Here is a 22,951-nt window from a genome sequence, read left to right on the forward strand (position 1 = left end):
CGCAGTCTACGAACCCTGGCGGCGGTCATCGGGAGGCGCGGCCCGTGGGAAACTGATGACATGGCTGATCTGGAGACAATGGTCGGGGACTGGCTCTCAGTTCCGGAGGTAGCCGAGGCACTCGGGCTGCGTCAGCGGCAGGTTCGCCAGATGATCACTGACGGTGACCTGCTCGCCCACCGCATCGGTGCAAATCTTGCGCTGGGCGTTCCGGCGGTGTTCATCCGCGACGGCGAGATCCTGCCCTCGTTGCCCGGCACGGTGACCGTGTTGCGCGACGCACGCCTGACCGACGACGAGGCGTTGGAGTGGTTGTTCACTCCCGATGAAACGCTTCCGCTTCCGGGGGCACCTATGCAGATGCTGCTCGCCGGGCGAAAGTCGGAGATCCGCAAGCGGGCTTCCGAACTGGCCTTCTGATCAGCTGCGGTCGCGCGGTCTGCGTTACGCAGTGCGCGCGGTGGCGACCTCGACGAGAGAGCTCAGCACCTGCGCGGCTTCATCGGTGACGTGTGCCCGACTGAGGTGCAGGCGGGCGGCAGACACGCGTTCGGTGATCATCGACTCCACGCGGTCAACCGCGCCGGAACGCGCGCACAGCTCGCGCATCCACTGCACGTCCTGCGGACTCAGATCCGGTGAACCGAAGGTCGCGGTGAAGCGGCGCAGCTCATCGTCTCCGACATCGTCCAGGGCCAGCGCGATGAGCACCGTGCGTTTGCCCTCTGCAAGATCGTCTCCGGCCGGTTTGCCGGTCTGCTCCGGGTCGCCGAAGACCCCCAGCAGGTCGTCGCGAAGCTGGAAAGCCTCCCCGAGGGCCTCCCCGTACTGCGCCAACGTCGCCATCGTCTCAGTGTCTGCGCCGGCGCAGGCAGCTCCGATGAGCAACGGTTGCACCACTGTGTAGTTGGCGCTCTTGTAGAAAGCCACGCGTAACGCCTGCTCGACCCGTTGAGCGGTCTGCAGCCCGGCCCACGGGCGCACCGAATCCAGCACATCGAGGTACTGCCCGGCCATCAGTTGGGTACGCATTGTGTCGAAGTCGGGTCGTCCGCGGTCCAGCTCCGAGGCGGGCAATCCACATCCGGCAAACATTTCCCCGGTCCAGACCAGACACAGGTCACCCGCCAGGATCGCTGCAGCGTCACCGAAATCGTCCCCGTCGCCCTCCCAACCCTGGTCTGCGTGCAGTACGGACATCCGACGGTGGGCCGTCGGCTTCCCACGGCGTAGATCGGAGTGATCCATCACGTCGTCGTGGATCAGGGCTGCTGCCTGGAACATCTCCATGGCAGCAGCGAGCGCGACCACAGAATCGGAATCAGGACCCCCGGCACTGCGGTAGCCCCAGTAGAGGAAGGCTGCGCGCAGCCGCTTGCCACCACGCAGCAGCCCGAAGATCGATTCGGTGAGATGCTCGACGTCGGCGCCCAGGGGGGCGAGCACGGAGTGTTGGCGGCTCTCGTGGGTATCGAGTACCTCCTGCACCCGGGCACGTAGATCCGCCACGTCCAACGGATTTCGCACAGCAGGATCCTTCCGGGAGCTCTTGAGAACAGTTGCCGAGAAGAGTAGTTGTCACCGGCCCGCCTATCATCGTCGGCATGTCCCAGGCTGAACAAGCGAGCGAATCCGAGCGTGGTCCCCGGGTTGATATCCCGGCGCTGTTGTCCGATCCGACCCCGACCTTCAGCTTCGAGTTCTCTCCACCGCGCGACGATGCCGGAGAAAAGCTGCTGTGGGAGGCCATCCGTCGCGTCGAGCAGGCGAGGCCCTCGTTCATATCGGTGACCTACGGCGCTGGAGGTTCCACCCGCGATCGGACGGTACGCGTCACTGGTCGGATCGAGCGCGAAACCACGCTGAGCACCATGGCGCACCTCACCTGTGTCGGCTCCAGCATCGCGCAACTACGACAGGTCGTCGGCGAGTACGCCGATGCTGGGATACGCAATATCCTCGCGCTGCGAGGTGATCCTGCGGGCGGGTTGGGAACATCCTGGACCGCGCACCCGGAGGGGTTGGATCATGCCGATCAGCTGGTGTCCTTGGTCGCCTCGCTGGGTGCTTTTACGATCGGGGTGGCGGCATTCCCCGACAAGCACCCGGAGTCCGCCACCTTGCAGGAAGAAGCTGACGTGCTTGTTCGCAAGGCTGACGCCGGTGCATCGTTTGCGATCACCCAGATGGTGACGGACGTCGACACCTATCTGCGGTTGCGCGATCTCGTCGCGTCGCGGGGTCGTGACCTGCCGATCGTGCCAGGGTTGATGCCGGTCACCTACGCGAGTCAGCTGGAGCGGATGACCAAACTCAACGGACAGCCGTTGGCGTCGGATGTGGTCGAGCGGATCCAGGGTGTTGCCGGCGACAAGGACGCGGTCCGCAGGGTCGGCGTCCAGATCTGCACCGAGCACGCAACCCGGCTGCTGAAGGAGGGTGCACCCGGCATTCACTTCATCACGATGAATCGCAGCGTTGCCACGTTGGAGGTCTACCGCAACGTGGCGGGCAGTACAGCGTTCGCCCCGCACACTGCTCGGACCCCGGTCACCGCCTGACCGGCGGGCACACTGCTTCGTGGCGGCCCGCTATGTCGGTGGCCCGCCATACGATGTTCGAACACAGTTACGAACATTGGAGGCGGGCGACCATGATCATCACTTCTCGAACCCTGGATTCTTCTCAGACCCTCGACACCAGAGCCGAACAATCCGGATCGATTCCCGCACGGCAAGGGTCGGACACGGCAATTGCAGCCGCTCCTCCCGCCACGGTGCTGGAGCTGATCGACCGGGCTCGTGATGCTTTGCTGGAGGCCTGTCACAGCCAGGACACTGTCGAACGTCATCGCCTTGCCCAACTCGGTGCGCTGCGTGCGGCGGCCGCTGCGCTGGCCAGCCGATCAAGATCGAAGAAGTCGCCTCGTCGCCGAGATGTCTGGGACTCCCTGGGCGTGCTACATCCCGAGCTGGCCGAATGGGCTCAGTTCTTCGCAATGACCGCAGTTCGAGGAACAGAGGCGGCTCAGGGGCGCGTGCACCTGAACGGTCGAGAGGCCGACGATCTGTTGCGCCAGGCGGAGGTTTTCATCGAGTCGGTGATGTCCCGACTCGGCCTTCCGATGATGGGCCCGCTTCCTGGGTGTGTGCCCGCGTTTCAACGGACGTAGGATGGATACGAGATTTCAGGACCCTGCCTTCACGGGTCCGGGTGTCGACATTTATTCTCGGAGTGCTGAGGGCGACGCGACTGTCGTTCAACGTTTTTCCCTGACAGATCGCCTGGAGGTCACCGTGCCGCTCTCCGAGCGCGAGCAACGCCTGTTGGAACAGATGGAACAGGCGTTAAGCGCTGACGACCCCAAGTTTGCATCGCACATGGTTGCCGACCCGGCGCGACTGCGCGCTCGCCGTCGGCTCGCACTAGGCGTGTTGTTGTTACTGCTGGGCGCAGGAGCGCTGGTCGCCGGAGTGCTGATCAAGAGCGTCCCATTGGGCGCCCTGGGGTTTGCGGTCATGGTGGGCTCTGGTGCCTACGCGATCGGCCCTCCCGGCCCTGGCGGCCCAGCCCTCGGCTCGGTCCGACCTGACGGGTCAGTGCAGCGGAGTCCCCGCCGCCGGCGGCGCGACAATTCTGCTGGCCCGGCACGTCCGCAGGGTGGCTTCATGCAGCGGATGGAGCAGCGCTGGGAGCGTCGCCGCAACGGGTCAGGCCGGTAACAGCAGCAAGGTGCGACCCGCACAACGCAGAACGCCCACCACTGGTTGTGGTGGGCGTTCTCCGTTGTGCGGGTTGTGTTGTTACGAACCTGTCGGGTCGAGACGGTCGGTTTCGTCAACCACTTCCAGTGCGATGCTGCGAAGCTTCTCCAGGTGCTCTCTTCCGTGGTGTGCGCAGAAGAGCAACTCGTGGTCTTCGGTGAGGCGCGCGCGGATGAAGGCCTGGGCGCCGCACCGGTCGCACCGGTCAGCAGCTGTCAATGTCGGGGCGAGGGCTGTTGCCATGGTCGTTCATCCTTTCGTCGGGACGCCTGTCGGCGCCTACGGCGGAGGTCCGTTCGGACCGAGTTCCGCTGGTCGTTATTCGGACCCGAGACTTGTTTGGATCTTCGTAACGTCCTTCAGAACGAACAACAGTCAAGCATGGGCGGCCATTCCCATGTCGCAGGCACCCCCCGTGTGGTGCGTATCACGTGTCGGTGGGCCGGGATAGCCTGCGAACGCAGCATCCGAAGACTGACTCTTGCGAAGGAATGACAGGTGGCCGACGGCAGACAGCGCGTAGATCGACCTGAGGACTACTCGGCCCGGCATTTGCAGGTCCTGGAAGGCCTGGAGGCGGTGCGCAAACGTCCCGGTATGTACATCGGCTCCACAGATTCCAGGGGGCTGATGCACTGCCTCTGGGAGATCATCGACAACTCGGTCGACGAAGCCCTCGGCGGGTACGGCGAGCAGATCGACGTCGTGCTGCACCGGGACGGGTCGGTGCAGGTCATCGATCGCGGGCGGGGCATACCCGTTGACGCCGAACCGCGCACCGGGTTGTCCGGCGTCGAGGTGGCCCTGACCAAGCTGCATGCCGGCGGCAAATTCGGTGGTGGCTCCTACACCGCGACGGGCGGGTTGCACGGGGTCGGAGCCTCGGTCGTCAACGCGTTGTCGAGCCGGTTGGATATCGAGGTCGACCGCGGCGGGACGACCCACTCGATGAGTTTTCGTCGTGGTGAGCCCGGACTGTACGACGATCGCTCGGGTCTTGGACCGGACAGCCCGTTCACCCCTTACGTCGACCGTAGTGAGCTGCGGACATCAGGTCGCACCAAACGGGGAGTGACCGGCACCCGGATCCGGTACTGGGCCGACCACCAGGTGTTCCTGGCTGACGCGAGTTTCGACTACGCGGGCCTGGCAGATCGCGCCCGGCAGACGTCGTTCCTGATACCCGGCCTGCGGATCGTGATCCGCGACGAGCGCGGACTACCGGGCACACCGCCTGCGGATGGACCGCTTGAAGAGGTCTTCCAGCACGACGGGGGCATCTCGGAGTTCACCGACTTCCTCGCGCCCGACGCAGCCCTTACCTCGACCTGGCGTCTGCAGGGGTCCGGCACCTTCCACGAGACGGTGCCGGTGCTGGACGAGCACGGTCATCTCAACTCTCAGGAGGTGGCGCGTGAGGCCACCGTCGACGTCGCCGTGAGATGGGGCACGGGATACGAGACGTCGGTGTCTTCGTTCGTGAACATCGTGGCCACGCCGAAGGGCGGCACCCACCTCGCGGGCTTCGAGCAGGGGCTCGTCAAGGCGTTCCGCAAGCAGTTGGACGCCAACTCACGGCGTTTGAAGATCGGGTCGGACAAACCCGAAAAAGACGATATGACCGCTGGGATGACCGCAGTGGTGACAGTGCGCCTGGCGGAACCACAGTTCGAGGGTCAGACCAAGGAAATTCTCGGTACCTCCGCGGTACGGGGCATTGTCGCCAAGATCATCGAGAAAGAACTGACGGCCCACCTCACCGCGACCGGTCGGGACGGCAAGACGCAGTCGACGCAGCTGCAGGAGAAGATTGTCAATGAGATGAAGGCGCGCATCAGCGCCCGGACAATGAAGGAGACTCAGCGTCGCAAGACCGCGCTGGAGAGTTCCTCGCTGCCAGGGAAGCTGAAGGACTGTCGCTCGACGGACATAGCGCACACCGAGCTGTTCATCGTCGAGGGGGACAGCGCTCTTGGCACCGGCCTCGCCGCGCGCAACTCGGAATACCAGGCTCTGTTGCCGATCCGCGGCAAGATTCTGAATGTTCAGAAGGCCTCTGTCGGGGACATGCTGAAGAACGCGGAGTGTGCGGCGATCATCCAGGTCGTCGGTGCCGGTTCGGGGCGTAGCTTCGAACTGGAGGCCGCCCGGTACGGCAAGATCATCCTGATGACCGACGCGGACGTGGACGGTGCCCACATCCGCACGCTGTTGCTGACGCTCTTCTTCCGGTACATGCGCCCGTTGGTCGATGCCGGGAGGGTGTACGCCGCCGTGCCTCCCTTGCATCGGATCGAGACCGTGGCCCAGGGTCGCGCCAAGGGCGAGGTGCTCTACACCTATTCCGAGGCGCAGATGCGTTCCACCATGGCCCAACTGCAGCGGCGCGGCCGTAACGTCAAGCCTCCGCAGCGATACAAGGGGCTGGGTGAGATGGATGCCGATCAGCTGGCCGAGACGACCATGGAACCGCGCCACCGGATGCTGCGACGGGTAACCCTTGCCGACGCCGAAAAGGCGGAGGCTTGTTTCGATCTGCTGATGGGTAGTGACGTCGCACCGCGGAAGGAGTTCATCGTGGACTCGGCGGCCGCACTGGACAGAGAGCGCATCGACGTCTGAGATCCAGGTGGCGCCCACGGCGTCCTGGTGCGAACATGTGTTCGTGTCTTCATCGGTCAGCGTGTCCGTGCCGGGGATCCTGCACGCCGATCTGGACTCGTTCTACGCGTCGGTAGAGCAACGTGATGACCCGTCCCTGCGCGGTCGCCCGATGGCGGTGGGAGGCGGCATCATCCTGGCTGCCAGTTATCCGGCCAAGGCGTTCGGCGTCCGCACCGCCATGAGTGAGCGGGTGGCCCGCAGTCTGTGTCCGGATCTTGTCATCGTTCCTCCCAGGATGAGCGCCTACAGCCAGGCCAGCCGGGCGGTGTTCGATGTGTTCCACGACATCACGCCACTGGTCGAGGGCATCTCGATCGATGAGGCATTTCTGGACGTATCCGGGCTGCGACGGTTGGTGGGACCCCCGGAGCAGCTGGGCGCCATCGTGCGTTCCAGGGTGCGTGCCGAGGTGGGACTACCGATCTCCGTGGGCGGCGCGAGCACGAAGTTCCTCGCGAAGATCGCGAGTGCGGTGAGCAAACCGGACGGGTTGCTCATCGTGCCGGTCGGCGGTGAAGAGGACTTCCTGCATCCGCTGCCCATCGAGCGACTCTGGGGCGTCGGGAAGGTGACCTCGGCAAAGCTGCATGCCCGGGGCATCGCCACGATCGGCCAACTCGCTGCGGCGCAGGAAACCGACCTCGTGGGCGTCATCGGTGGTGCTGCGGGCCGCCAGCTGTGGGCGCTGGCCAATGTGCGTGACCCACGTCCGGTGGCACCAGGGCGGCGCAGGCGGTCGATGGGAGCCCAGCGGGCCATCGGCGGCCGTCCGCGTACGGGCGCAGAGCTCGATGAGATCCTGATGGGGCTGGTGGAGAAGGTGACCGAGCGGCTACGCGATTCGGGGCGGTGGGGAGTGACATTCACCCTGCGGTTGCGGCTGGCCGACTTCAGTCGCGTCACTCGTTCGCGCACTCTGCCACAGGCGACGGCGGCAACGGCGACATTCCTGCAGATCGGTCGGGATCTACTGGCTGAAACTGCTGCGTTGATCGCGGATCGGGGAGTCAATCTGGTGGGAATCAGCGTCGCGGGGCTCACCGAGCCCGATCGCCTGCAGCCGACACTGCCGTTCGATGTGGTCCAGTCCGGGCAGGTGGATGCTGCGATGGACACGGTGCGTGAGCGCTTCGGGCCCACCGCGCTGACCCGGGGCGTGCATCTGGGACGCCCGGTGGGGTGGGAGACCCCCGTCCTGCCCGACTGAGGAGCGGGTGCGGATACGGGCAAAGTTCCTTGATGGTCGCGCCGCGCCCGAACAGCAACCATCCCCGTATCTGCACCCGCTCTATTTCTGACTCACCGCACTAGGGTTCGGGTATGTCCGACGATCCTCAGGCTCCGGTACATCCCATCCAGATTGCCCAGGAGCCGCGTGCTGATGAGTTGCTCAGCCGCGATCCGTTCGCGCTGCTTGTCGGAATGCTGTTGGACCAGCAGTACCCGATGGAGCAGGCGTTCCGCGGGCCCGCGAAGATCGTCGATCGTTTCGGCTCCCTGGACCCTGCCCGGATCGCCGACCAGAACCCACAGGAGTGGGCCGATCTCTGCTCCACACCGCCCGCGATTCATCGCTACGGTCGGTCAATGGCCGGGCGCGTCCAGGCGCTCGCAGTCGTCATCCGAGATGAGTACGACGGTGATGCCTCTCGCATCTGGACCACGTCCGGCAACACCGAGGACCTGCTGAAGAGGTTGCAGTCGCTGCCCGGATTCGGGGAGCAGAAGGCCCGTATCTTCGCCGCGTTGCTGGCCAAACAACTCGGGGTGGCTCCCCGAGGGTGGCGTACTGCAATCGGCCCCTACGCCGAGCAGGGTAGTTTCCGGTCCGTCGCGGACGTCGTGGGATCGGAGTCGCTGCAGAAGGTGCGCGATTTCAAGAAAGCGTCGAAACTGAAAGCCAAGGAAAGCGCGGCTGCGAAATAAGGCACGAATAACAACGCGTTCGAGGTCGGGCCTTAGACAGAACACCAGAGTCGTCGACAGCACGTGCCCTAGCCTTGACGTGTGGGCATGGGAGAAGGCAATGGGATCGGCCCGATCACTGGGGCGGACTCGGTCTCGGCAGAGGTTCTGCTGCGTGAACTTCGCAGTGGGGCGGAAACGGCAGCTCGCGACCGCGAGCGACTGAGTGCGTTGCTGGACGCCGTTCTGGCCGTCACCACCGACCTCCAGCTCGCGGAGGTACTGCAGAGAATCGTCAGTGCGGCCTGCACACTGGTCGATGCCGAGTACGGCGCACTCGGTGTGCTCGGGCACGACCGAGAGCATCTGGCGGAGTTCATCAGCAGTGGGGTGAGCGATGATCGGCGCGCTGCGATTGGGCAGACTCCTTGCGGTCAGGGAGTTCTCGGTCTGCTGATCGAAGACCCCAGCCCACTGCGCATCGCCGACGTCAGTCTTCATCCGGCGTTCCAAGGGTTTCCCGACCATCACCCGCCGATGCGTACCTTTCTCGGTGCGCCGGTCCGGATCCGGGATCAGATTTTCGGGAACCTCTATCTCACCGAAAAAGTTGGCGGAGAGTGCTTCACCGAACAGGACCAGGTTGCGCTGGTCGCATTGGCGGCCGCTGCGGGCGTCGCCGTCGAGCATGCCCGGCTCTATGAGAGCGCGCGGAGTCGGGAGCGATGGCTGGAAGCCACCGGCTATCTGCGGCAGATGCTCTTCGATGGCGCCTCGGAACGCCGGGCGATGAACTTCCTGGCTCAGCAAGCCCGCACCTTGGCCACTGCGTCCACAGCCGTCGTCGGGCTCTACGACTCAACGCATCGGCTCGCGGTGACCGGTTTCGCCAGCGACTACGCCGCTGGTGTTCCTGATGGCGCAACGCTCGACGATCCGGGGTGGAGCAGGATCGTGGCGAGCGGCGCACCCTGCGTGTTGGACGCAGATTCAGCTGCCGAGGAACGGCGGATGGTTGCAGAGCTGGTGGCCATGCGCGTGCCATCTGCCCCGGCGCGCACCGCGGTAGTGCCGATCAGAGTTGGTAGTGAGGAGCTGGGCGTCCTTGCAGTTGCGTGGGAGGTCGATGACGAGGGCGTCGAGAACACCGTGTTGTCACTGAGTCGGTTGGCCGACCAGATCGGTCTTGCCCTGCTGGCCTCGCGCACCCGGTCCGATCGCAGCAGACTGGCGCTGCTGGAGGATCGCGATCGAATCGCTCGGGATATGCATGACCATGTCATTCAGCGGCTGTTCGCAACGGGCTTGTCGCTGCAGTCCACCTCGCGGATGAGACTGGACTCGACGGTGCGCGGGCGACTGGATGAGGCGGTCAGCGAGCTGGATGAAGCGATCAAGGACATCCGGCACAGCATTTTCGAACTGCAGCATGCCATGCGCGACGTGGCGGGCGAGGTCACTGAGCTGGTTCGCGACGCGTCCGAAGTGCTGCCCACGCCGGCCTCGCTGAAGATCACCGGCGAACTGGATGCCCTACCGGCGCAACTCATTCCCGATTTGATGGCGGTACTACGAGAGGGCCTGGCCAATGTTGCGCGACATGCGCAGGCGCACACCGTCACCGTCCATGTGGCGCACCTGCTCGATGAGCTCGCGGTGACGATCCAGGACGATGGAGTGGGGCTGCCGAATATTCTGCAGGAGAGCGGTCTGGCCAATCTGCGGCGACGCGCCATGGATCGCGGCGGCGCCCTGAGGGTCTCAGGCAGCGCACCCTGTGGCACCACCTTCTACTGGCGGGTGCCGATGGGGGACCTCACGGGTGATGCGGGATAGGACCGAAGTCCCTGGCGTCAGCCTGCGCGAGCGCGTGTAATACCACTGTGACCACTACGATTTTTCTCCTGGACGATCACGAGATCGTGCGCCGTGGGTTGCGAGAACTACTGGAGTCGATCGAGGGCTTCGTGGTCGTCGGAGAGGCTGCCACTGCAGCGCAGGCTCGCGCGCGGATCCCGGCACTGCGCCCTGATGTGGCTATCTTCGACGCCCGTTTACCCGACGGATCGGGCATTGATGTGTGCCGCGAGATCCGGTCGCAGGATCCGTCCATCGCGGCGCTCGTGCTGACGTCCTACGACGATGAAGAGGCGCTGGCGACCGCAGTACTCGCGGGCGCCGCTGGATACCTGCTCAAAGACATCAAGGGCAACGGACTGGTTGATGCGGTCCGAGATGTCGCGGCCGGCAAACAGCTCATCTCGATGGCTGATGTCGAGCGGGTGCGGCGCTCGTGGGTGCGATCGGAGCAGGACCCGCGACTTGCGCGCCTCTCGCCCCAGGAACGCCGGATCCTCGACCACGTCGCTCAGGGCAAGACCAATCGGCAGATCGGAGCCGAGCTGTCTCTCGCGGAGAAGACGGTCAAGAACTACGTGACATCGATCCTGGCGAAGTTGGGAATGCAGCGGCGCACCCAGGCAGCGGTCTTCGCGGTGACCCACGAGACCCACCCTCTGCGGACCTGAAAGCTGCGGACCTGAAAGCTGCGGACCTGAAAGCTGCGGACCTGGAAGCACTGCGGGACCAAGGTCCCTGTCTGATCGGTAGCTGGGGCGCCAGGGTTGGGTCATGAGTTCTATGTCGCATCCCGAGACTGAGATTTTGGCGCAGCATGAGTGTCTGCAGATGTTGCGATCCACGCCGTTCGGTCGATTGGCCGTGGTGATCGACGGCAAGCCGCAGATCTTTCCGGTCAACCATGTGGTGGATCACGGTGGCATCGCATTCCGCACGGCGGCAGGCACCAAGCTCGCGGGCGCTGCCCGCCAGCCGGTGGCCTACGAAATCGACGGATACGACCTGGTCGAGGGCAGGGCGTGGAGCGTCGTCGTGCACGGGACCGCGCAGGAAATGAGGGATATCGACGAGGTGGTTGCTGCCTTGGCGCTGCCGCTGCACCCGTGGGCGCCCGGTGCGCCGAAACCACACGTACTGCGAATAGAGCCCGAGGAGATCAGCGGTCGCCGGTTCCACATCGGCGGCGGCGAAACGTCGGCCACGTGACCGCGCACGAAAGCGTGCACGCAACCCGTGGGGAGACCAGATCTCCCGCATTGATGCTGACGATGGCAACCGTTGGTTTCGCGATCAATTTCTGGGCATGGGCGCTGCTCAGCCCGCTCGGGCCGCTCTTTCGCGCGAAGGGCACGCTGGGCGCCATCTCCGAATCCGACGTGGCGCTGCTCGTTGCCGTCCCCGTCATCGTCGGGTCCGTGGGTCGTATCCCGGTCGGAGCGCTGACGGACCGGTATGGCGGGCGGGTGATGTTCCCGCTGGTGTCTGCCGCCACGATCGTCCCGATCCTCTTCATCGCCTTCTTTGCGCAGACCTCGTACATCGGCCTGCTGGTCGGCGGATTCTTCCTCGGTATCAGCGGGACCTCGTTCGCTGTCGGAGTACCTTTCGTGAACTCCTGGTACCCGCCGCAGCGTCGTGGTCTCGCGGTCGGCATCTTCGGTGCCGGGATGGGTGGCACCGCGATCAGCGCTCTCACCACCGTCAAGCTCTATTCGAACGCGGGCACAAAAGTGCCGTTCTTGATCACAGCCGTGGCGCTCGCCGTGTACGCGGTGATTGCGTGGTTCGTACTGCGAGACGCGCCGGGTCGAGTCGTGCCCACGACTTCCATGGTGGCGCGAGTGACCGCCAACGCGCGACTTCCCATCGCGTGGCAGGCCAGCGTGCTCTACGCCGTCGCCTTCGGCGGGTACGTCGCCTTCTCGGTCTACCTGCCGAGCTACCTGAAGGTTGCCTACTCGCTGACGCCAGCAGACGCGGCGAACCGGATGGCGGGCTTCGTCGTGGTCGCGGTGGTGATGCGACCGGTGGGCGGGTGGCTCTCAGACCGTTTCGGGGCTGTGCCGGTGCTCGCGATCGGCTACGGCGTTGTTGTCCTGGGCGCTGCAATCGCAGCTACCACGCCACTGCTGGAGCACTTGGGCACCGTGTCATTCCTGGCGATGGCAGCGGCACTCGGCTCGGGCAGTGGAGCAACCTTCGCCTTGATCGCGGCTGTCACGGACCCGGCAAAAGTGGGCGGCGTGACCGGGCTGGTCGGCGCTGCGGGGGGACTCGGCGGGTTCGTTCCGCCACTGATCATGGGCTACATATACGGCCGCACCGACTCCTACGCAATCGGGCTGGTCCTGCTGGCGGTCACGGCGGCGCTCGCATTGCTGCTCACCGTCACCATTGTGCGCCGACTCTCCCAACAGCATGCCGGTTCCTATGCCGCCCCTGTACCTTCCACCGTCTCCTCTTAAGGATGTTCCGTGACTCAGACAGCCGATGACAAACGCGGTGGAACCGGCCTGGACGGCGACATCAGTGAAGCATTGGTGCGCACCCGGCGGTTCTTCACCAAAGGCGAGGTGTCGCCCGATCTACGCACCCTGCACAAGAAGGGCGGACGATCTGCCGATGACTTCTACCGGGAGCGATGGAGCCACGACAAAGTGGTGCGCTCGACGCACGGGGTGAACTGCACGGGCTCGTGTTCGTGGAAGGTCTACGTCAAGGACGGGATCATCACCTGGGAGGCGCAGCAGACCGACTACCCCTCGGTCGGTCCGGATTCCCCGGAGTACGAGCCGCGCGGCTGTCCCCGCGGCGCGGCATTCTCCTGGTACACCTACTCCCCGACCCGGGTCCGGTACCCCTACATCCGCGGCGTGCTGCTGCAGATGTACCGCACCGCAAAGCAGGAGTGCGGCGGAGATCCGGTGGCCGCATGGGCCTACATCGTGGATAACCCGGCGCGGGCGAAAGCCTACAAATCGGCTCGCGGCAAGGGTGGGATGGTGCGGGCCAGCTGGGAGGAAGCAGTCGAGATCATTGCTGCCGCTCACGTGCACACGATCAAGAAGTGGGGCCCGGACCGGGTTGCCGGATTCTCTCCGATTCCGGCGATGTCAATGGTCTCGCACGCGTCCGGCGCCCGGTTCGTGAACCTGATCGGCGGCTCGATGCTGAGCTTCTACGACTGGTATGCCGACCTGCCCGTCGCGTCCCCGCAGGTGTTCGGCGACCAGACCGACGTACCGGAGTCGGGGGACTGGTGGAATGCGGGCTACCTGATCATGTGGGGCTCGAACCTGCCGGTCACCCGTACCCCGGACGCGCACTGGATGACGGAGGCGCGCTATCGCGGCCAGAAGGTCATCGCGGTCTCGCCGGACTACGCAGACAACTGCAAGTTCGCCGACGAGTGGTTGGCGCCCAAGCCCGGCACCGACGGCGCGCTCGCGATGGCGATGGGGCACGTGGTGCTCAAGGAGTTCTTCGTCGACACCCAGGAGCCGTACTTCGGTGAGTACGTGCGCAGCTACACCGACCTGCCGTACCTGGTGAAGATCGACATCAGCCAGGACGGCAGCGCGGTGGCCGGCAAGTTCCTGACCGCTGATGACCTGGCGGAGCACCGCGATCAGGAGAACGCCGCATTCAAACCAGTGCTGTTGGACTCCGCCACCGATGTGCCCGTTGTGCCCAATGGTTCGCTCGGGCACCGCTTCGGCGAGTCAGGTGTGGGCCACTGGAATTTGGATCTGGAGGGCGTCTCGCCCCGCTTGTCGCTGATGAACGACGACGGCTCAGTGGGTGATGGTGAGACGGCGCTGATTACGATGGCGCGTTTCGATGCGCCGGACGGTTCGGCGAACCAGTCCGTGCGTGGGGTGCCGGTGCGACGCGTCGATGGCCACCTGGTCACCACGGTCTTCGACCTGTTGCTCGCACAGTACGGCGTGCAGCGGCCCGGTCTTCCGGGGCAGTGGCCGAGCGGTTACGACGACGCGGCAGCGCCGTACACCCCTGCCTGGCAGGAGACCGTCACCGGCGTGCCTGCGTCTGCGGCCGCCCGGATCGGCCGGGAATTCGCCCGCAACGCGGTGGAGTCCAAGGGTCGGTCGATGATCGTGATGGGCGCGGGCACCAACCACTGGTTCCACTCCGACACGATCTACCGGGCGTTCCTCACGCTGACCAACCTCACCGGGTGCCAGGGCGTGAATGGCGGCGGTTGGGCGCACTACGTGGGCCAGGAGAAGGTGCGTCCGCTCACCGGTTACAACCAGGTCGCGAACGCGTTGGACTGGAATCGGCCGCCGCGCAACATGATTCAGACGGCGTACTGGTACCTGCACACCAACCAGTTCCGCTACGACCCGTTCAGTGCGGACGCTCTGTCTTCGACGTCGGCCAAGGGAGCGTTTGCGAACAAGAGCACGGCGGACGTGTTGGCGCAGAGCGCGCGGATGGGGTGGATGCCGTCCTATCCCACGTTCGACCGCAACCCGCTCGACCTGTGCGACGAAGCTGCTGCAGCGGGCCAACCGGTCGCCGAGCGGATCGTGGAGCAGCTCAAGAGTGGCGAGCTGAACTTCGCCGGCGAGGACCCGGATGCGCTGCAGAACTACCCTCGCATCCTGAATGTATGGCGTTCCAACCTGCTCGGATCTTCTGGCAAGGGGCACGAGTACTTCCTCAAACATCTCCTCGGCACCGACTCCTCGGTGCGGGCGACCGAGGCGCCACAGGGTGCACGACCGCGTGATGTGCGCTGGCGCGAGCACGCGCCCGAGGGCAAACTCGATCTGTTGATGACCATCGACTTCCGGCAGACCAGCACCACGATCTTCTCCGACGTCGTGCTTCCAGCGGCGACGTGGTACGAGAAGTACGACCTGAGCAGTACCGATATGCACCCCTTCGTGCACTCCTTCAATCCCGCGATATCGCCGCCCTGGCAGACCCGTAACGACTGGGACACCTGGATGACGATCGCCGAGAAGTTCAGCGAGCTCGCCGCGAGCCGGCTCGGGGTCCGTCAGGACGTCGTCGCGGCGCCGCTGACCCATGACACTGCGGATGCGATGGCCAATCCACATGGTGTGGTGCGGGACTGGAAGGCCGGGGAGTGCGAGCCGATTCCCGGTGTCACCATGCCGAAATTGATCGAGGTGGAGCGCGACTACGGCGCGATCGCAGCCAAGATGGGCGCGCTGGGTCCGCTGATGGACACCCTGGGCGCGACGACCAAGGGAGTCACCTTCGAGGTGGGCGCCCAGGTCGACTACCTGCGGCACAAGAACGGCGTGGTGCGCGGTGGCGTCGCCGACGGTCGTCCGCTGCTGGTCCGCGACAAACAGGTATGCGAGGCGATCCTGGCGTTGTCGGGCACCACGAACGGTGCGCTCGCGGTGCAGGGTTTCAAGACTCTGGAGAAGCGCACCGGGGTGAAACTGGCGGATCTCGCCGAAGAGAATGAGGGCAAACACATCACCTTCGCCGACACTCAGGCCGCTCCGGTAGCGGTCATCACGTCGCCGGAGTGGTCCGGCTCGGAGACGGGCGGACGGCGTTACTCCCCGTTCACCATCAACGTGGAACGGCGCAAGCCGTGGCACACCCTGACCGGGCGGATGCACTTCTACCTCGATCACGACTGGATGACCGAGCTCGGAGAAGGACTACCGGTCTACCGGCCGCCGCTGAACATGGCCTCCCTCTTCGCCGAACCCGTGCTGGGGAACGTCTCGGACGGCACCGGCGGCGAGGTGGAGGGGCTGACTGTGCGGTACCTGACACCACACAACAAGTGGTCCATCCATTCGGAATACCAGGACAACCTCTTCATGTTGTCGTTGGCTCGCGGTGGTCCGAACATCTGGATGAGCGTCGAGGACGCCGCGAAGGTCGGGATCAAGGACAACGACTGGATCGAGGCGGTCAACCGCAATGGCGTGGTTGTCGCGCGCGCCATTGTCTCGCACCGGATGCCCGAAGGCACCGTGTACATGTACCACGCACAGGACCGACTGATCGATGTACCGCTCGCGGAAACCTCCGGGAAGCGTGGTGGTGTGCACAACTCGTTGACCAGGCTGCTGATCAAACCCAGCCACTTGATCGGTGGATACGCGCAACTCACCTATGCGTTCAACTATCTCGGACCGACCGGCAACCAACGCGACGAGGTCACGGTCATCCGTCGACGCTCACAGGATGTGGAGTACTGATATGCGGGTCATGGCTCAAATGGCGATGGTGATGAACCTCGACAAGTGCATCGGGTGCCACACCTGCTCGGTGACCTGCAAACAGGCCTGGACCAACCGCTCAGGAGTTGAGTACGTGTGGTTCAACAACGTGGAAACCCGGCCCGGCCTGGGGTACCCCCGCACGTACGAGGACCAGGAGAAGTGGAAGGGCGGCTGGGAGCTGAACTCGCGTGGGCGCCTGAAACTCAAAGCGGGCAACCGTTTTCGCAAACTGGCGACTATTTTCTCCAACCCCAAACTGCCCTCGATCAATGAGTACTACGAGCCGTGGACCTATGACTACGCGACATTGACCACGGCCCCCGCCCAGGAGCACATCCCGGTCGCACGACCCAAGTCGTTGATCACGGGCAAGAACATGAAGATCGAATGGTCGGCCAACTGGGACGACGACCTCGGCGGCTCGACCGCGACCGCGCATCGGGACCCGATGCTCGCGAAGATCGCGGACAAGGTGAAGTTCGAGTTCGAGCAGACCTTCATGTTCTATCTGCCGCGGATCTGCGAGCACTGCCTGAACCCGTCATGCGCGGCGTCCTGCCCGAGCGGCGCGATCTACAAACGTGAAGAAGACGGCATCGTGCTGGTCGACCAGGACCGGTGTCGCGGCTGGCGGATGTGCGTGTCGGGATGCCCCTACAAGAAGATCTACTTCAACCACCGCACCGGCAAGGCCGAGAAGTGCACCTTCTGCTTCCCACGGATCGAGGTCGGCATACCGACCGTCTGTTCCGAGACCTGTGTCGGGCGGCTGCGCTACATCGGGCTGATGCTCTACGACGCCGACCGGGTGCTGGAGGCCGCGTCCACCGAAGACGACCAGGGACTCTACGAAGCGCAGCGGTCGGTTTTCCTGGACCCCAACGACCCGGACGTGATGCGCGAGGCCGAACTCGCGGGCATTCCCTACGACTGGGTACAAGCCGCTCAGCGCTCGCCGATCTGGTCGCTGATCAGCAAATACAAGGTGGCTCTGCCGCTGCATCCGGAGTACCGCACCATGCCCATGGTCTGGTACATCCCACCGCTGTCGCCCGTGGTGGACGTGATCAAGGACACCGGTTTCGATGCCGAGGACAAGGGCAATCTCTTCGCGGCGATCGATGCGCTACGGATCCCGGTGGAGTACCTTGCCGAGCTCTTCACCGCTGGTGACGTCGAGCCGGTGAACCTGGTGTTGCGCAAACTCGCGGCGATGCGCTCGTACATGCGCGATATCAACATGGACCGCGACCCGGACGCCTCGATCGTGCAGGAAGTGGGGATGACCGAGGAGGACATGTACGACATGTACCGGCTGCTCGCGCTCGCCAAGTACGACGAGCGGTACGTCATCCCGCCCGCGCACACCGAGCAGGCGCACTCGCTAGAGGAACTGGCCACCGAGTGCTCGCTGGACTTCGACGGCGGACCGGGGATGGGCGGCTCGGGCCCGTTCGGCGAAGGGTCCGGTGGCGCCGCGCCGATCGCTGTGGAGAATTTCCAGATGCTCAAAGCCCGCCAGATGAGTGATGCATCTGCAGGCCCACCGGATCGCAGCAGTCGGGTGAATCTGCTCAACTGGGACGGCAACGGCGCGCCGGAGGGGTTGTTCCCAGCGCACTCCGGCGCTGGTGACCCGGAGTCGGCGGATACGAGAGAGGCGGCAGACGCAGCCTCCATCGAGCCTGGATCAAAGCCCCTGCCGGAGGCTCGGAAGTGAGACGCCGCGCGCACGCCAAACAGCGCAGCGACGAGCAGCTGACCATTGTGTGGCAGGCCGCCTCGCTGCTGCTGGACTATCCGGACGAGGTGCTGCTGCGGCGGCTGCCGATGTTGCGGATAGCTGTCGCGAGTTTGCCGGACGCGATGAGCGAGGGCCTCGGAAAGCTGATCTCACGGCTTGAGTCGACGCCGCTGGATCAACTGCAGTGTGACTACGTCGAGACGTTCGACAACCGCCGTCGGTGCAACCTCTATCTGACGTATTTCGCGCACGGCGACACCCGTAAACGAGGGCTGGCACTGCTGCGGTTCAAGCAGACCTTCCAACGGTCTGGTTTCGACCTCGCTGAAAGTGAACTCCCGGACCACCTCTGCGTGGTGCTGGAGTACGCAGCGACGATCGACCGGGAGGCGGGGCGGGCGCTGATGCTCGATCACCGTGCCGGCCTGGAGTTGCTCCGGTTGTCGCTGCAGGACCTGCACTCACCGTGGTCCGGAGCCGTTGACGCGATATGCGCGACATTCCCGCCACTGGGTGGAGACGAGCGGGACGCCGTACGCCGGTTGGCAGCAGAGGGTCCACCGGAGGAGGAGGTGGGGCTCGCGCCGTTCGCCACACCCGAATTCAGTCCGTCCGCCGCGCAGGCTGGGGCGCCCGCGGCCGGCGGCCGTGTCTCCCTGCCGATGCCGAGCTTCCGTGGAGCCAGTCGATGAACGTGTTCCTGTTCGTGGTGTTTCCCTACATCTGCCTGACGGTCTTCGTGGTGGGCCACTTCTGGCGCTACCGGTACGACAAGTTCGGCTGGACCACCCGCTCGTCACAGCTGTACGAGAACAAGCTGCTACGAATCGGTAGCCCGCTTTTCCACTTCGGCATCATCGGGGTGTTCTTCGGGCACGTGATCGGGTTGGGGATACCGCAGTCCTGGACCAGCGCGGTGGGAATCTCCGAGCCGATCTATCACGTCGTCGCGCTGGCAGGTGGCGCTGTGGCCGGTGTGATGACACTCGTCGGAATGGTCATCCTGATCTATCGCCGCCGCACCACCGGACCGGTGTTCTCCGCGACGACGCGGATGGACAAGGTGATGTACCTCTTCCTCGGCACCGTGATCGTGCTCGGCGTCTACAACACGTTGGTCGCCAACGCCGCGGGCGCGTACAACTACCGCGAGGGCGTGTCGGTCTGGTTCCGCGGGATCTTCCGCTTCGACCTGCACCCTGACCTGATGGGGGCTGCTCCGCTCGGTTTCCAGGTCCACGGGCTCGTCGCGATGGCGCTCTTCGCGCTATGGCCGTTCACCCGGTTGGTGCACGTCTTCAGCGCACCGATCGGATACCTCACCCGGCCCTACATCGTCTACCGCAGTCGCGACGATCAACTCGGTAATCAGCCGACCCGGCGTGGGTGGGACCGCATCGACTCCTGAGCCACAACGATCTTGTCCGCCGCGCTTCTGTACTTCAGCGTTTTGGCCACTGCCAGGAGGGGGTGCTGAGCAGTCCCTGGTCACGCAGTTCGGTCTCCCCGTCGCGCTTCTGAAGGTGCAGCCGACCGGCGTCACGCCCGCTGGCACGGTCGATGCAGGTGGCCAGTTCGACGGAGTGCGTGACAACGATGAGCTGGGTAGTGGCGGTTGCTGCGGCGATCAGGGCGCCCAGGGCGGGGAACAGGTCCGGGTGCAGGCTGGTCTCGGGTTCGTTCAACACCATCAGCCCAGGGGGATACACGCTGAGCAGGGCGGCCGCCAACATCAAGAACCGCAATGTGCCGTCCGAGAGCTCAGCGGCACCGAGCACCCGCAGTAGTCCGGGTTGGCGCAGCCCGAGTGAGAAGACGCCGTCTCGGGATTCGACGATCAACCGCGATCCCGGGAACGCCGACGTGATCGCATCATCCATCAGATCGGCATGTCCGAGCTCGATGATCGTCTGGAGAGCTGCGGCGAGGTCACCGCCGTCCGAGCCGAGAACGGGAGTCCGGGTACCGACCTGTGGGGACCGAGCCGGCGCCCCGGGGTCGGTGCGCAGGTGATCGTAGAAACGCCACTCCCGCACCGAGTTCCGAAGCGCGAGTATTTCTGGAGCGCCCTGCGCATCGGCTATTTCGGCGAGCACGCTGCGGTGCCCGGAGAGCTTTGCCGGCAGCTCATGCCAGGTGTCGTCGCGCACCCGCACCACCTGTCGGTTGCGCTCGGCGAGCAGCGTTGCAGGCCGAGGGAACGCACCGGCGAACACCCACTCCCGCTTGATGACCGGATCGCGGACGAAGAGCGATGCCGTGCCGATGTCCATCGGCGTCGGTAAACCGAGATCGACGGCGTACCCGAGGTCGTCACCTGAGAAACCCAGTCGAAGGGCGACCGGTGCCTTCCGCCGGGTGCCCTGGGTCGGATGCCCGCTGTGGGTACCTGTCTCTGGGCCGGCCCACAGCACCGCGCCCAACCCACCCTCGCGGGCCAGCGCGCTGATGGCGCTACCGGTCGCCATCCCGGCGATGAGTCGCAGGGAGCGGTAGACATTGGACTTGCCGCTGCCGTTGGCGCCGGTGACGACGTCCAGCCCGGTGAGGGGCAGCACGAGGCTGCGTACTGAGCGGTACCCGCAGATCGCGACAGTGTGCAGCATCCGCTCATGCTGCCATTCGCTACCGACAGTGCCCGATGATCTGGGCGCGAACCTGCACCGCGCGGATTACCTGCGGTTGCACTCGTAACGACCAGTCCTGCGGCATCAGAGAAACGTCCTGACCCATTCCTCGCTGCCGGAGAATTCGAGACACTGCCTGCCCCCTCCTGGACCATCAACGGGTCTTTTTCTGCGCCTGTCACACTTTGCACAATGGCGGGGGTGGTGTGGTTGTCCGGTGATTCGCGGCAGTCCGTCTCGGTGCTCGACGTGTTCGTCTTCGTGGCCGAGCTGCTGATGTTGTCGGCATTCGGCATAGCTGGAGCGCGGCTGGGACCTGATGCGCTCACCGCCGTGCTTCTCGCGATCGCGCTACCGCTCACAGCTGCCGTGGTGGGGGGCCTGTGGCTGGCACCTCGGGCCAGCCGTGGACTGCCGTACCCGGGCAGCCTGGCCGCGAAGTTGCTCCTGGTCGCCGCCTCGGCCGCATTACTCGCCCTGAGCGGCGACCTCGTCTGGGCAGCACTCCTCCTGGTCGCGACCGGATCGGCGTTCATCCTCGGCGAACGCTCCCAGCGCGGCGATGGGTGAGCGGTCAGATCGGCCAGATGACGGCGTCGTACTGCGCACGCAGGCGCGCGCCGCGCCCGGCGTTGAGCGACTCCACCCAGCCGATCCGCCCGTCGAGATGTCGTCGAAAATCGGGGTGACCGTCGCGGTTCGCGGCGTCGACGCCATGTATGTGCGCGTCGTGTAGGACTGCGCGGAGCTGGTCGTAGTACTCGCGTGGCACGTTCGGTCGTTCGTTGACCACGACCCCGGTGACTTCGTGCCGTTGATGAGGCCCGCGTACCCGCGTCTTGGCCGCGTTGAGCGCGAACCCCTCCTCACGCACGATCGCGTTGGCCGCCGATACGAGACGTTGCGCTGAGCACTGGGGCCCGGAGAAGGTGAGGTCATCGGCGTACCGCGTGTAGGTCAGTCCCGCAGCCGCGGCGTATCCCGCGAGGCGCTGGTCGAGCCCGAAACAGGCCAGATTGGCCAGTGCGGGTGACGTCGCAGCGCCCTGGGGGAGGTGGCGCGAGCGCAGCCGCGACCTCAGCAGATACCGCTGTGAGCTGTCACCGCCGGTGGGTATCTCGGACAACACATGCGCGGGGGTCTGGTGGGTGCACAGCGCGGTCAGCGTCCAGGCCACCGACGCCGGATACCCCATCGAGCGGAAGATGCCGTTGACGCGGTTCGCGGTGATGGTGGCGAAGAAGGTCTGCAGGTCCAGGCAGAGCACCGTGGACGCGCCGAGGTGTGCGGTCGCGTTCGTCACGGCGCTGCGACCACGTACGAAGCCGTGTGCGGCCGGATGCACCGGCACCCACACCAGGATCTCCTGCAGCACCCGGCGCAGCACCGCACGCAAGAGCGGGGTGGGCGACTCGAGCAGTCTCGGCACGGCACCAGGGCGCTGCACCCACTGATGTCGGTAGAGGTGCAGCGGGCCGGGCGGGGTGCGGCGTTGCAGGCCGCGAGTGTCGGCAGCCCACCCCAGCTGCTCCAGTGGTAGGTCCAACAGGTCGGCCAGCGATGCGAGGTCCTCGATCGGCGGCACCGGCCAACGCTGCCGACCCATCGAGGCGGGGGCCAGCACCAGCTGACGCACCCGGGCCGGAGCACCCCGATGGGCCTGATCGGCCAGGGCCTGACGTAGCGGGGTGTGAGTGAGCACGAACCGGGAGAGCGCCTCGGGGCGATCCACCGGAGGACGGTGATAAGTCGCCATCACGGGCCGCACGACGCGCTTCATCCACCGGTACCGGTAGCCGAGGGTGGTCACGGCGGAGGCCACCAGGTCCCTGTCGGTCCATTCGGGTGCCGCGAGAAAGCCCCAGGCCAGCGCTCGGGCGACGTGCTGCGCTGGATCACGTCTCATGGTCGGACTCGGAGGTGAGATGTGGTGACGCCAGGCGACCAGTCCTGCACGAACGGGTACGCGGCTGCGCGAAGCGCAGTGCCGCACCTGTGGGCCTGCTGCAAGGTGAAACTGCTGCTACCGGAGGGAGCCTCGGGCGCCGACCTGTCGAAACAGATCGATGTATCTCGCCGGCGCCACCACACGCGGTTCATCATGCACCCCCGCCGCTCTGACCGACCATGGCTCAGCAAACC

General features: G+C 65.2%; 20 protein-coding genes. 16 read left to right on the top strand and 4 right to left on the bottom strand.

Going from position 1 to position 22,951, the window contains the following annotated elements:
- Positions 1 to 60: 60 nt before the first annotated feature.
- Entirely contained in the window at positions 61 to 420 is a 360-nt protein-coding gene (locus tag V3G39_08715; GenBank protein ID XAS78099.1) for an Rv2175c family DNA-binding protein, read from the top strand.
- Between the two features lie 24 nt (positions 421 to 444).
- Here the strand turns inward: V3G39_08715 and V3G39_08720 are convergent, their stop codons facing one another.
- Positions 445 to 1,527, bottom strand: a complete 1,083-nt coding sequence (locus V3G39_08720; GenBank protein XAS78100.1) for a polyprenyl synthetase family protein — start codon at positions 1,525 to 1,527, stop codon at positions 445 to 447.
- A 77-nt stretch (positions 1,528 to 1,604) separates the two neighbouring features.
- Between V3G39_08720 and V3G39_08725 the strand changes: the two genes are divergently transcribed.
- The 3 genes from V3G39_08725 to V3G39_08735 all read left to right on the top strand — a co-directional run bounded on the left by V3G39_08725 (position 1,605) and on the right by V3G39_08735 (position 3,722).
- Positions 1,605 to 2,561 carry a methylenetetrahydrofolate reductase gene (locus V3G39_08725; GenBank protein XAS78101.1) on the top strand — a complete coding sequence of 319 codons (957 nt, stop codon included), beginning with the start codon at positions 1,605 to 1,607 and terminating at the stop codon, positions 2,559 to 2,561.
- A gap of 92 nt (positions 2,562 to 2,653) precedes the next feature.
- Positions 2,654 to 3,172 (top strand): SAV_6107 family HEPN domain-containing protein, encoded by a 519-nt coding sequence (locus V3G39_08730; protein XAS78102.1) that lies wholly within the window; start codon positions 2,654 to 2,656, stop codon positions 3,170 to 3,172.
- Between the two features lies 1 nt (position 3,173).
- On the top strand, positions 3,174 to 3,722 hold the full coding sequence (locus V3G39_08735) for a DUF3040 domain-containing protein (protein XAS78103.1): 549 nt from the start codon (positions 3,174 to 3,176) through the stop codon (positions 3,720 to 3,722).
- 81 nt (positions 3,723 to 3,803) lie between these two features.
- On the opposite strand, the gene V3G39_08740 is transcribed toward V3G39_08735, so the two are convergent.
- Positions 3,804 to 4,007, bottom strand: a complete 204-nt coding sequence (locus tag V3G39_08740) for a hypothetical protein (protein ID XAS78104.1) — start codon at positions 4,005 to 4,007, stop codon at positions 3,804 to 3,806.
- 255 nt (positions 4,008 to 4,262) lie between these two features.
- Here V3G39_08740 and V3G39_08745 point away from each other — a divergent pair, with 255 nt between their 5' ends.
- The 11 genes from V3G39_08745 (at position 4,263) to narI (ending at position 19,590) form a co-directional block, all read left to right on the top strand.
- Complete coding sequence (locus V3G39_08745; protein ID XAS78105.1) at positions 4,263 to 6,386, top strand: DNA topoisomerase IV subunit B; 2,124 nt, start codon at positions 4,263 to 4,265, stop codon at positions 6,384 to 6,386.
- Positions 6,387 to 6,429: 43 nt separating this feature from the next.
- The gene (gene dinB, locus V3G39_08750) at positions 6,430 to 7,635 is read left to right on the top strand and encodes a DNA polymerase IV (GenBank protein XAS78106.1); all 1,206 of its coding nucleotides are present in this window, start codon (positions 6,430 to 6,432) and stop codon (positions 7,633 to 7,635) included.
- Between the two features lie 113 nt (positions 7,636 to 7,748).
- A complete protein-coding gene (locus V3G39_08755) occupies positions 7,749 to 8,354 on the top strand; it encodes an HhH-GPD-type base excision DNA repair protein (protein ID XAS78107.1) in 606 nt (201 codons plus the stop codon).
- 87 nt (positions 8,355 to 8,441) lie between these two features.
- Positions 8,442 to 10,169: a GAF domain-containing protein gene (locus V3G39_08760; GenBank protein ID XAS78108.1), complete on the top strand. Its 1,728-nt coding sequence runs from the start codon at positions 8,442 to 8,444 to the stop codon at positions 10,167 to 10,169.
- Between the two features lie 47 nt (positions 10,170 to 10,216).
- Positions 10,217 to 10,861: a response regulator transcription factor gene (locus V3G39_08765; GenBank protein XAS78109.1), complete on the top strand. Its 645-nt coding sequence runs from the start codon at positions 10,217 to 10,219 to the stop codon at positions 10,859 to 10,861.
- A 103-nt stretch (positions 10,862 to 10,964) separates the two neighbouring features.
- Positions 10,965 to 11,399 (top strand): pyridoxamine 5'-phosphate oxidase family protein, encoded by a 435-nt coding sequence (locus tag V3G39_08770; protein XAS78110.1) that lies wholly within the window; start codon positions 10,965 to 10,967, stop codon positions 11,397 to 11,399.
- Positions 11,396 to 12,658: an MFS transporter gene (locus V3G39_08775; protein ID XAS78111.1), complete on the top strand. Its 1,263-nt coding sequence runs from the start codon at positions 11,396 to 11,398 to the stop codon at positions 12,656 to 12,658. Before V3G39_08770 ends, V3G39_08775 begins: the two co-directional genes overlap by 4 nt.
- 9 nt (positions 12,659 to 12,667) lie before the next feature.
- A complete protein-coding gene (locus V3G39_08780) occupies positions 12,668 to 16,414 on the top strand; it encodes a nitrate reductase subunit alpha (protein XAS78112.1) in 3,747 nt (1,248 codons plus the stop codon).
- Position 16,415: 1 nt separating this feature from the next.
- Entirely contained in the window at positions 16,416 to 18,158 is a 1,743-nt protein-coding gene (gene narH, locus V3G39_08785) for a nitrate reductase subunit beta (GenBank protein ID XAS78209.1), read from the top strand.
- The gene (gene narJ / locus V3G39_08790; GenBank protein ID XAS78113.1) at positions 18,155 to 18,874 is read left to right on the top strand and encodes a nitrate reductase molybdenum cofactor assembly chaperone; all 720 of its coding nucleotides are present in this window, start codon (positions 18,155 to 18,157) and stop codon (positions 18,872 to 18,874) included. The genes narH and narJ overlap by 4 nt, the downstream gene beginning before the upstream one ends.
- Positions 18,871 to 19,590, top strand: coding sequence for a respiratory nitrate reductase subunit gamma (gene narI, locus V3G39_08795; protein ID XAS78114.1), 720 nt, complete (start codon positions 18,871 to 18,873; stop codon positions 19,588 to 19,590). Before narJ ends, narI begins: the two co-directional genes overlap by 4 nt.
- Before the next feature lie 34 nt (positions 19,591 to 19,624).
- Here the strand turns inward: narI and V3G39_08800 are convergent, their stop codons facing one another.
- Positions 19,625 to 20,788: an AAA family ATPase gene (locus V3G39_08800; protein ID XAS78115.1), complete on the bottom strand. Its 1,164-nt coding sequence runs from the start codon at positions 20,786 to 20,788 to the stop codon at positions 19,625 to 19,627.
- A gap of 213 nt (positions 20,789 to 21,001) precedes the next feature.
- Between V3G39_08800 and V3G39_08805 the strand changes: the two genes are divergently transcribed.
- Positions 21,002 to 21,379 (top strand): YrdB family protein, encoded by a 378-nt coding sequence (locus V3G39_08805; GenBank protein XAS78116.1) that lies wholly within the window; start codon positions 21,002 to 21,004, stop codon positions 21,377 to 21,379.
- Positions 21,380 to 21,383: 4 nt separating this feature from the next.
- On the opposite strand, the gene V3G39_08810 is transcribed toward V3G39_08805, so the two are convergent.
- Positions 21,384 to 22,715, bottom strand: a complete 1,332-nt coding sequence (locus V3G39_08810) for a reverse transcriptase family protein (protein XAS78117.1) — start codon at positions 22,713 to 22,715, stop codon at positions 21,384 to 21,386.
- Between the last annotated feature and the right edge of the window lie 236 nt (positions 22,716 to 22,951).

Source organism: Dermatophilaceae bacterium Sec6.4 (assembly GCA_039636865.1).
Classification (GTDB): Bacteria; Actinomycetota; Actinomycetes; order Actinomycetales; family Dermatophilaceae; genus Allobranchiibius.

Excerpts from the sequence above, each read along its gene's own strand:
- V3G39_08715 (XAS78099.1), top strand. The coding sequence starts at position 61 with ATGGCTGATCTGGAGACAATGGTCGGGGACTGGCTCTCAGTTCCGGAG.
- V3G39_08725 (XAS78101.1), top strand. The coding sequence starts at position 1,605 with ATGTCCCAGGCTGAACAAGCGAGCGAATCCGAGCGTGGTCCCCGGGTT.
- V3G39_08730 (XAS78102.1), top strand. The coding sequence starts at position 2,654 with ATGATCATCACTTCTCGAACCCTGGATTCTTCTCAGACCCTCGACACC.
- V3G39_08735 (XAS78103.1), top strand. The coding sequence starts at position 3,174 with ATGGATACGAGATTTCAGGACCCTGCCTTCACGGGTCCGGGTGTCGAC.
- V3G39_08740 (XAS78104.1), bottom strand. The coding sequence starts at position 4,007 with ATGGCAACAGCCCTCGCCCCGACATTGACAGCTGCTGACCGGTGCGAC.
- V3G39_08755 (XAS78107.1), top strand. The coding sequence starts at position 7,749 with ATGTCCGACGATCCTCAGGCTCCGGTACATCCCATCCAGATTGCCCAG.
- V3G39_08760 (XAS78108.1), top strand. The coding sequence starts at position 8,442 with ATGGGAGAAGGCAATGGGATCGGCCCGATCACTGGGGCGGACTCGGTC.
- V3G39_08770 (XAS78110.1), top strand. The coding sequence starts at position 10,965 with ATGAGTTCTATGTCGCATCCCGAGACTGAGATTTTGGCGCAGCATGAG.
- narH (XAS78209.1), top strand. The coding sequence starts at position 16,416 with ATGCGGGTCATGGCTCAAATGGCGATGGTGATGAACCTCGACAAGTGC.
- narI (XAS78114.1), top strand. The coding sequence starts at position 18,871 with ATGAACGTGTTCCTGTTCGTGGTGTTTCCCTACATCTGCCTGACGGTC.
- V3G39_08800 (XAS78115.1), bottom strand. The coding sequence starts at position 20,788 with ATGCTGCACACTGTCGCGATCTGCGGGTACCGCTCAGTACGCAGCCTC.
- V3G39_08805 (XAS78116.1), top strand. The coding sequence starts at position 21,002 with ATGGCGGGGGTGGTGTGGTTGTCCGGTGATTCGCGGCAGTCCGTCTCG.
- V3G39_08810 (XAS78117.1), bottom strand. The coding sequence starts at position 22,715 with ATGAGACGTGATCCAGCGCAGCACGTCGCCCGAGCGCTGGCCTGGGGC.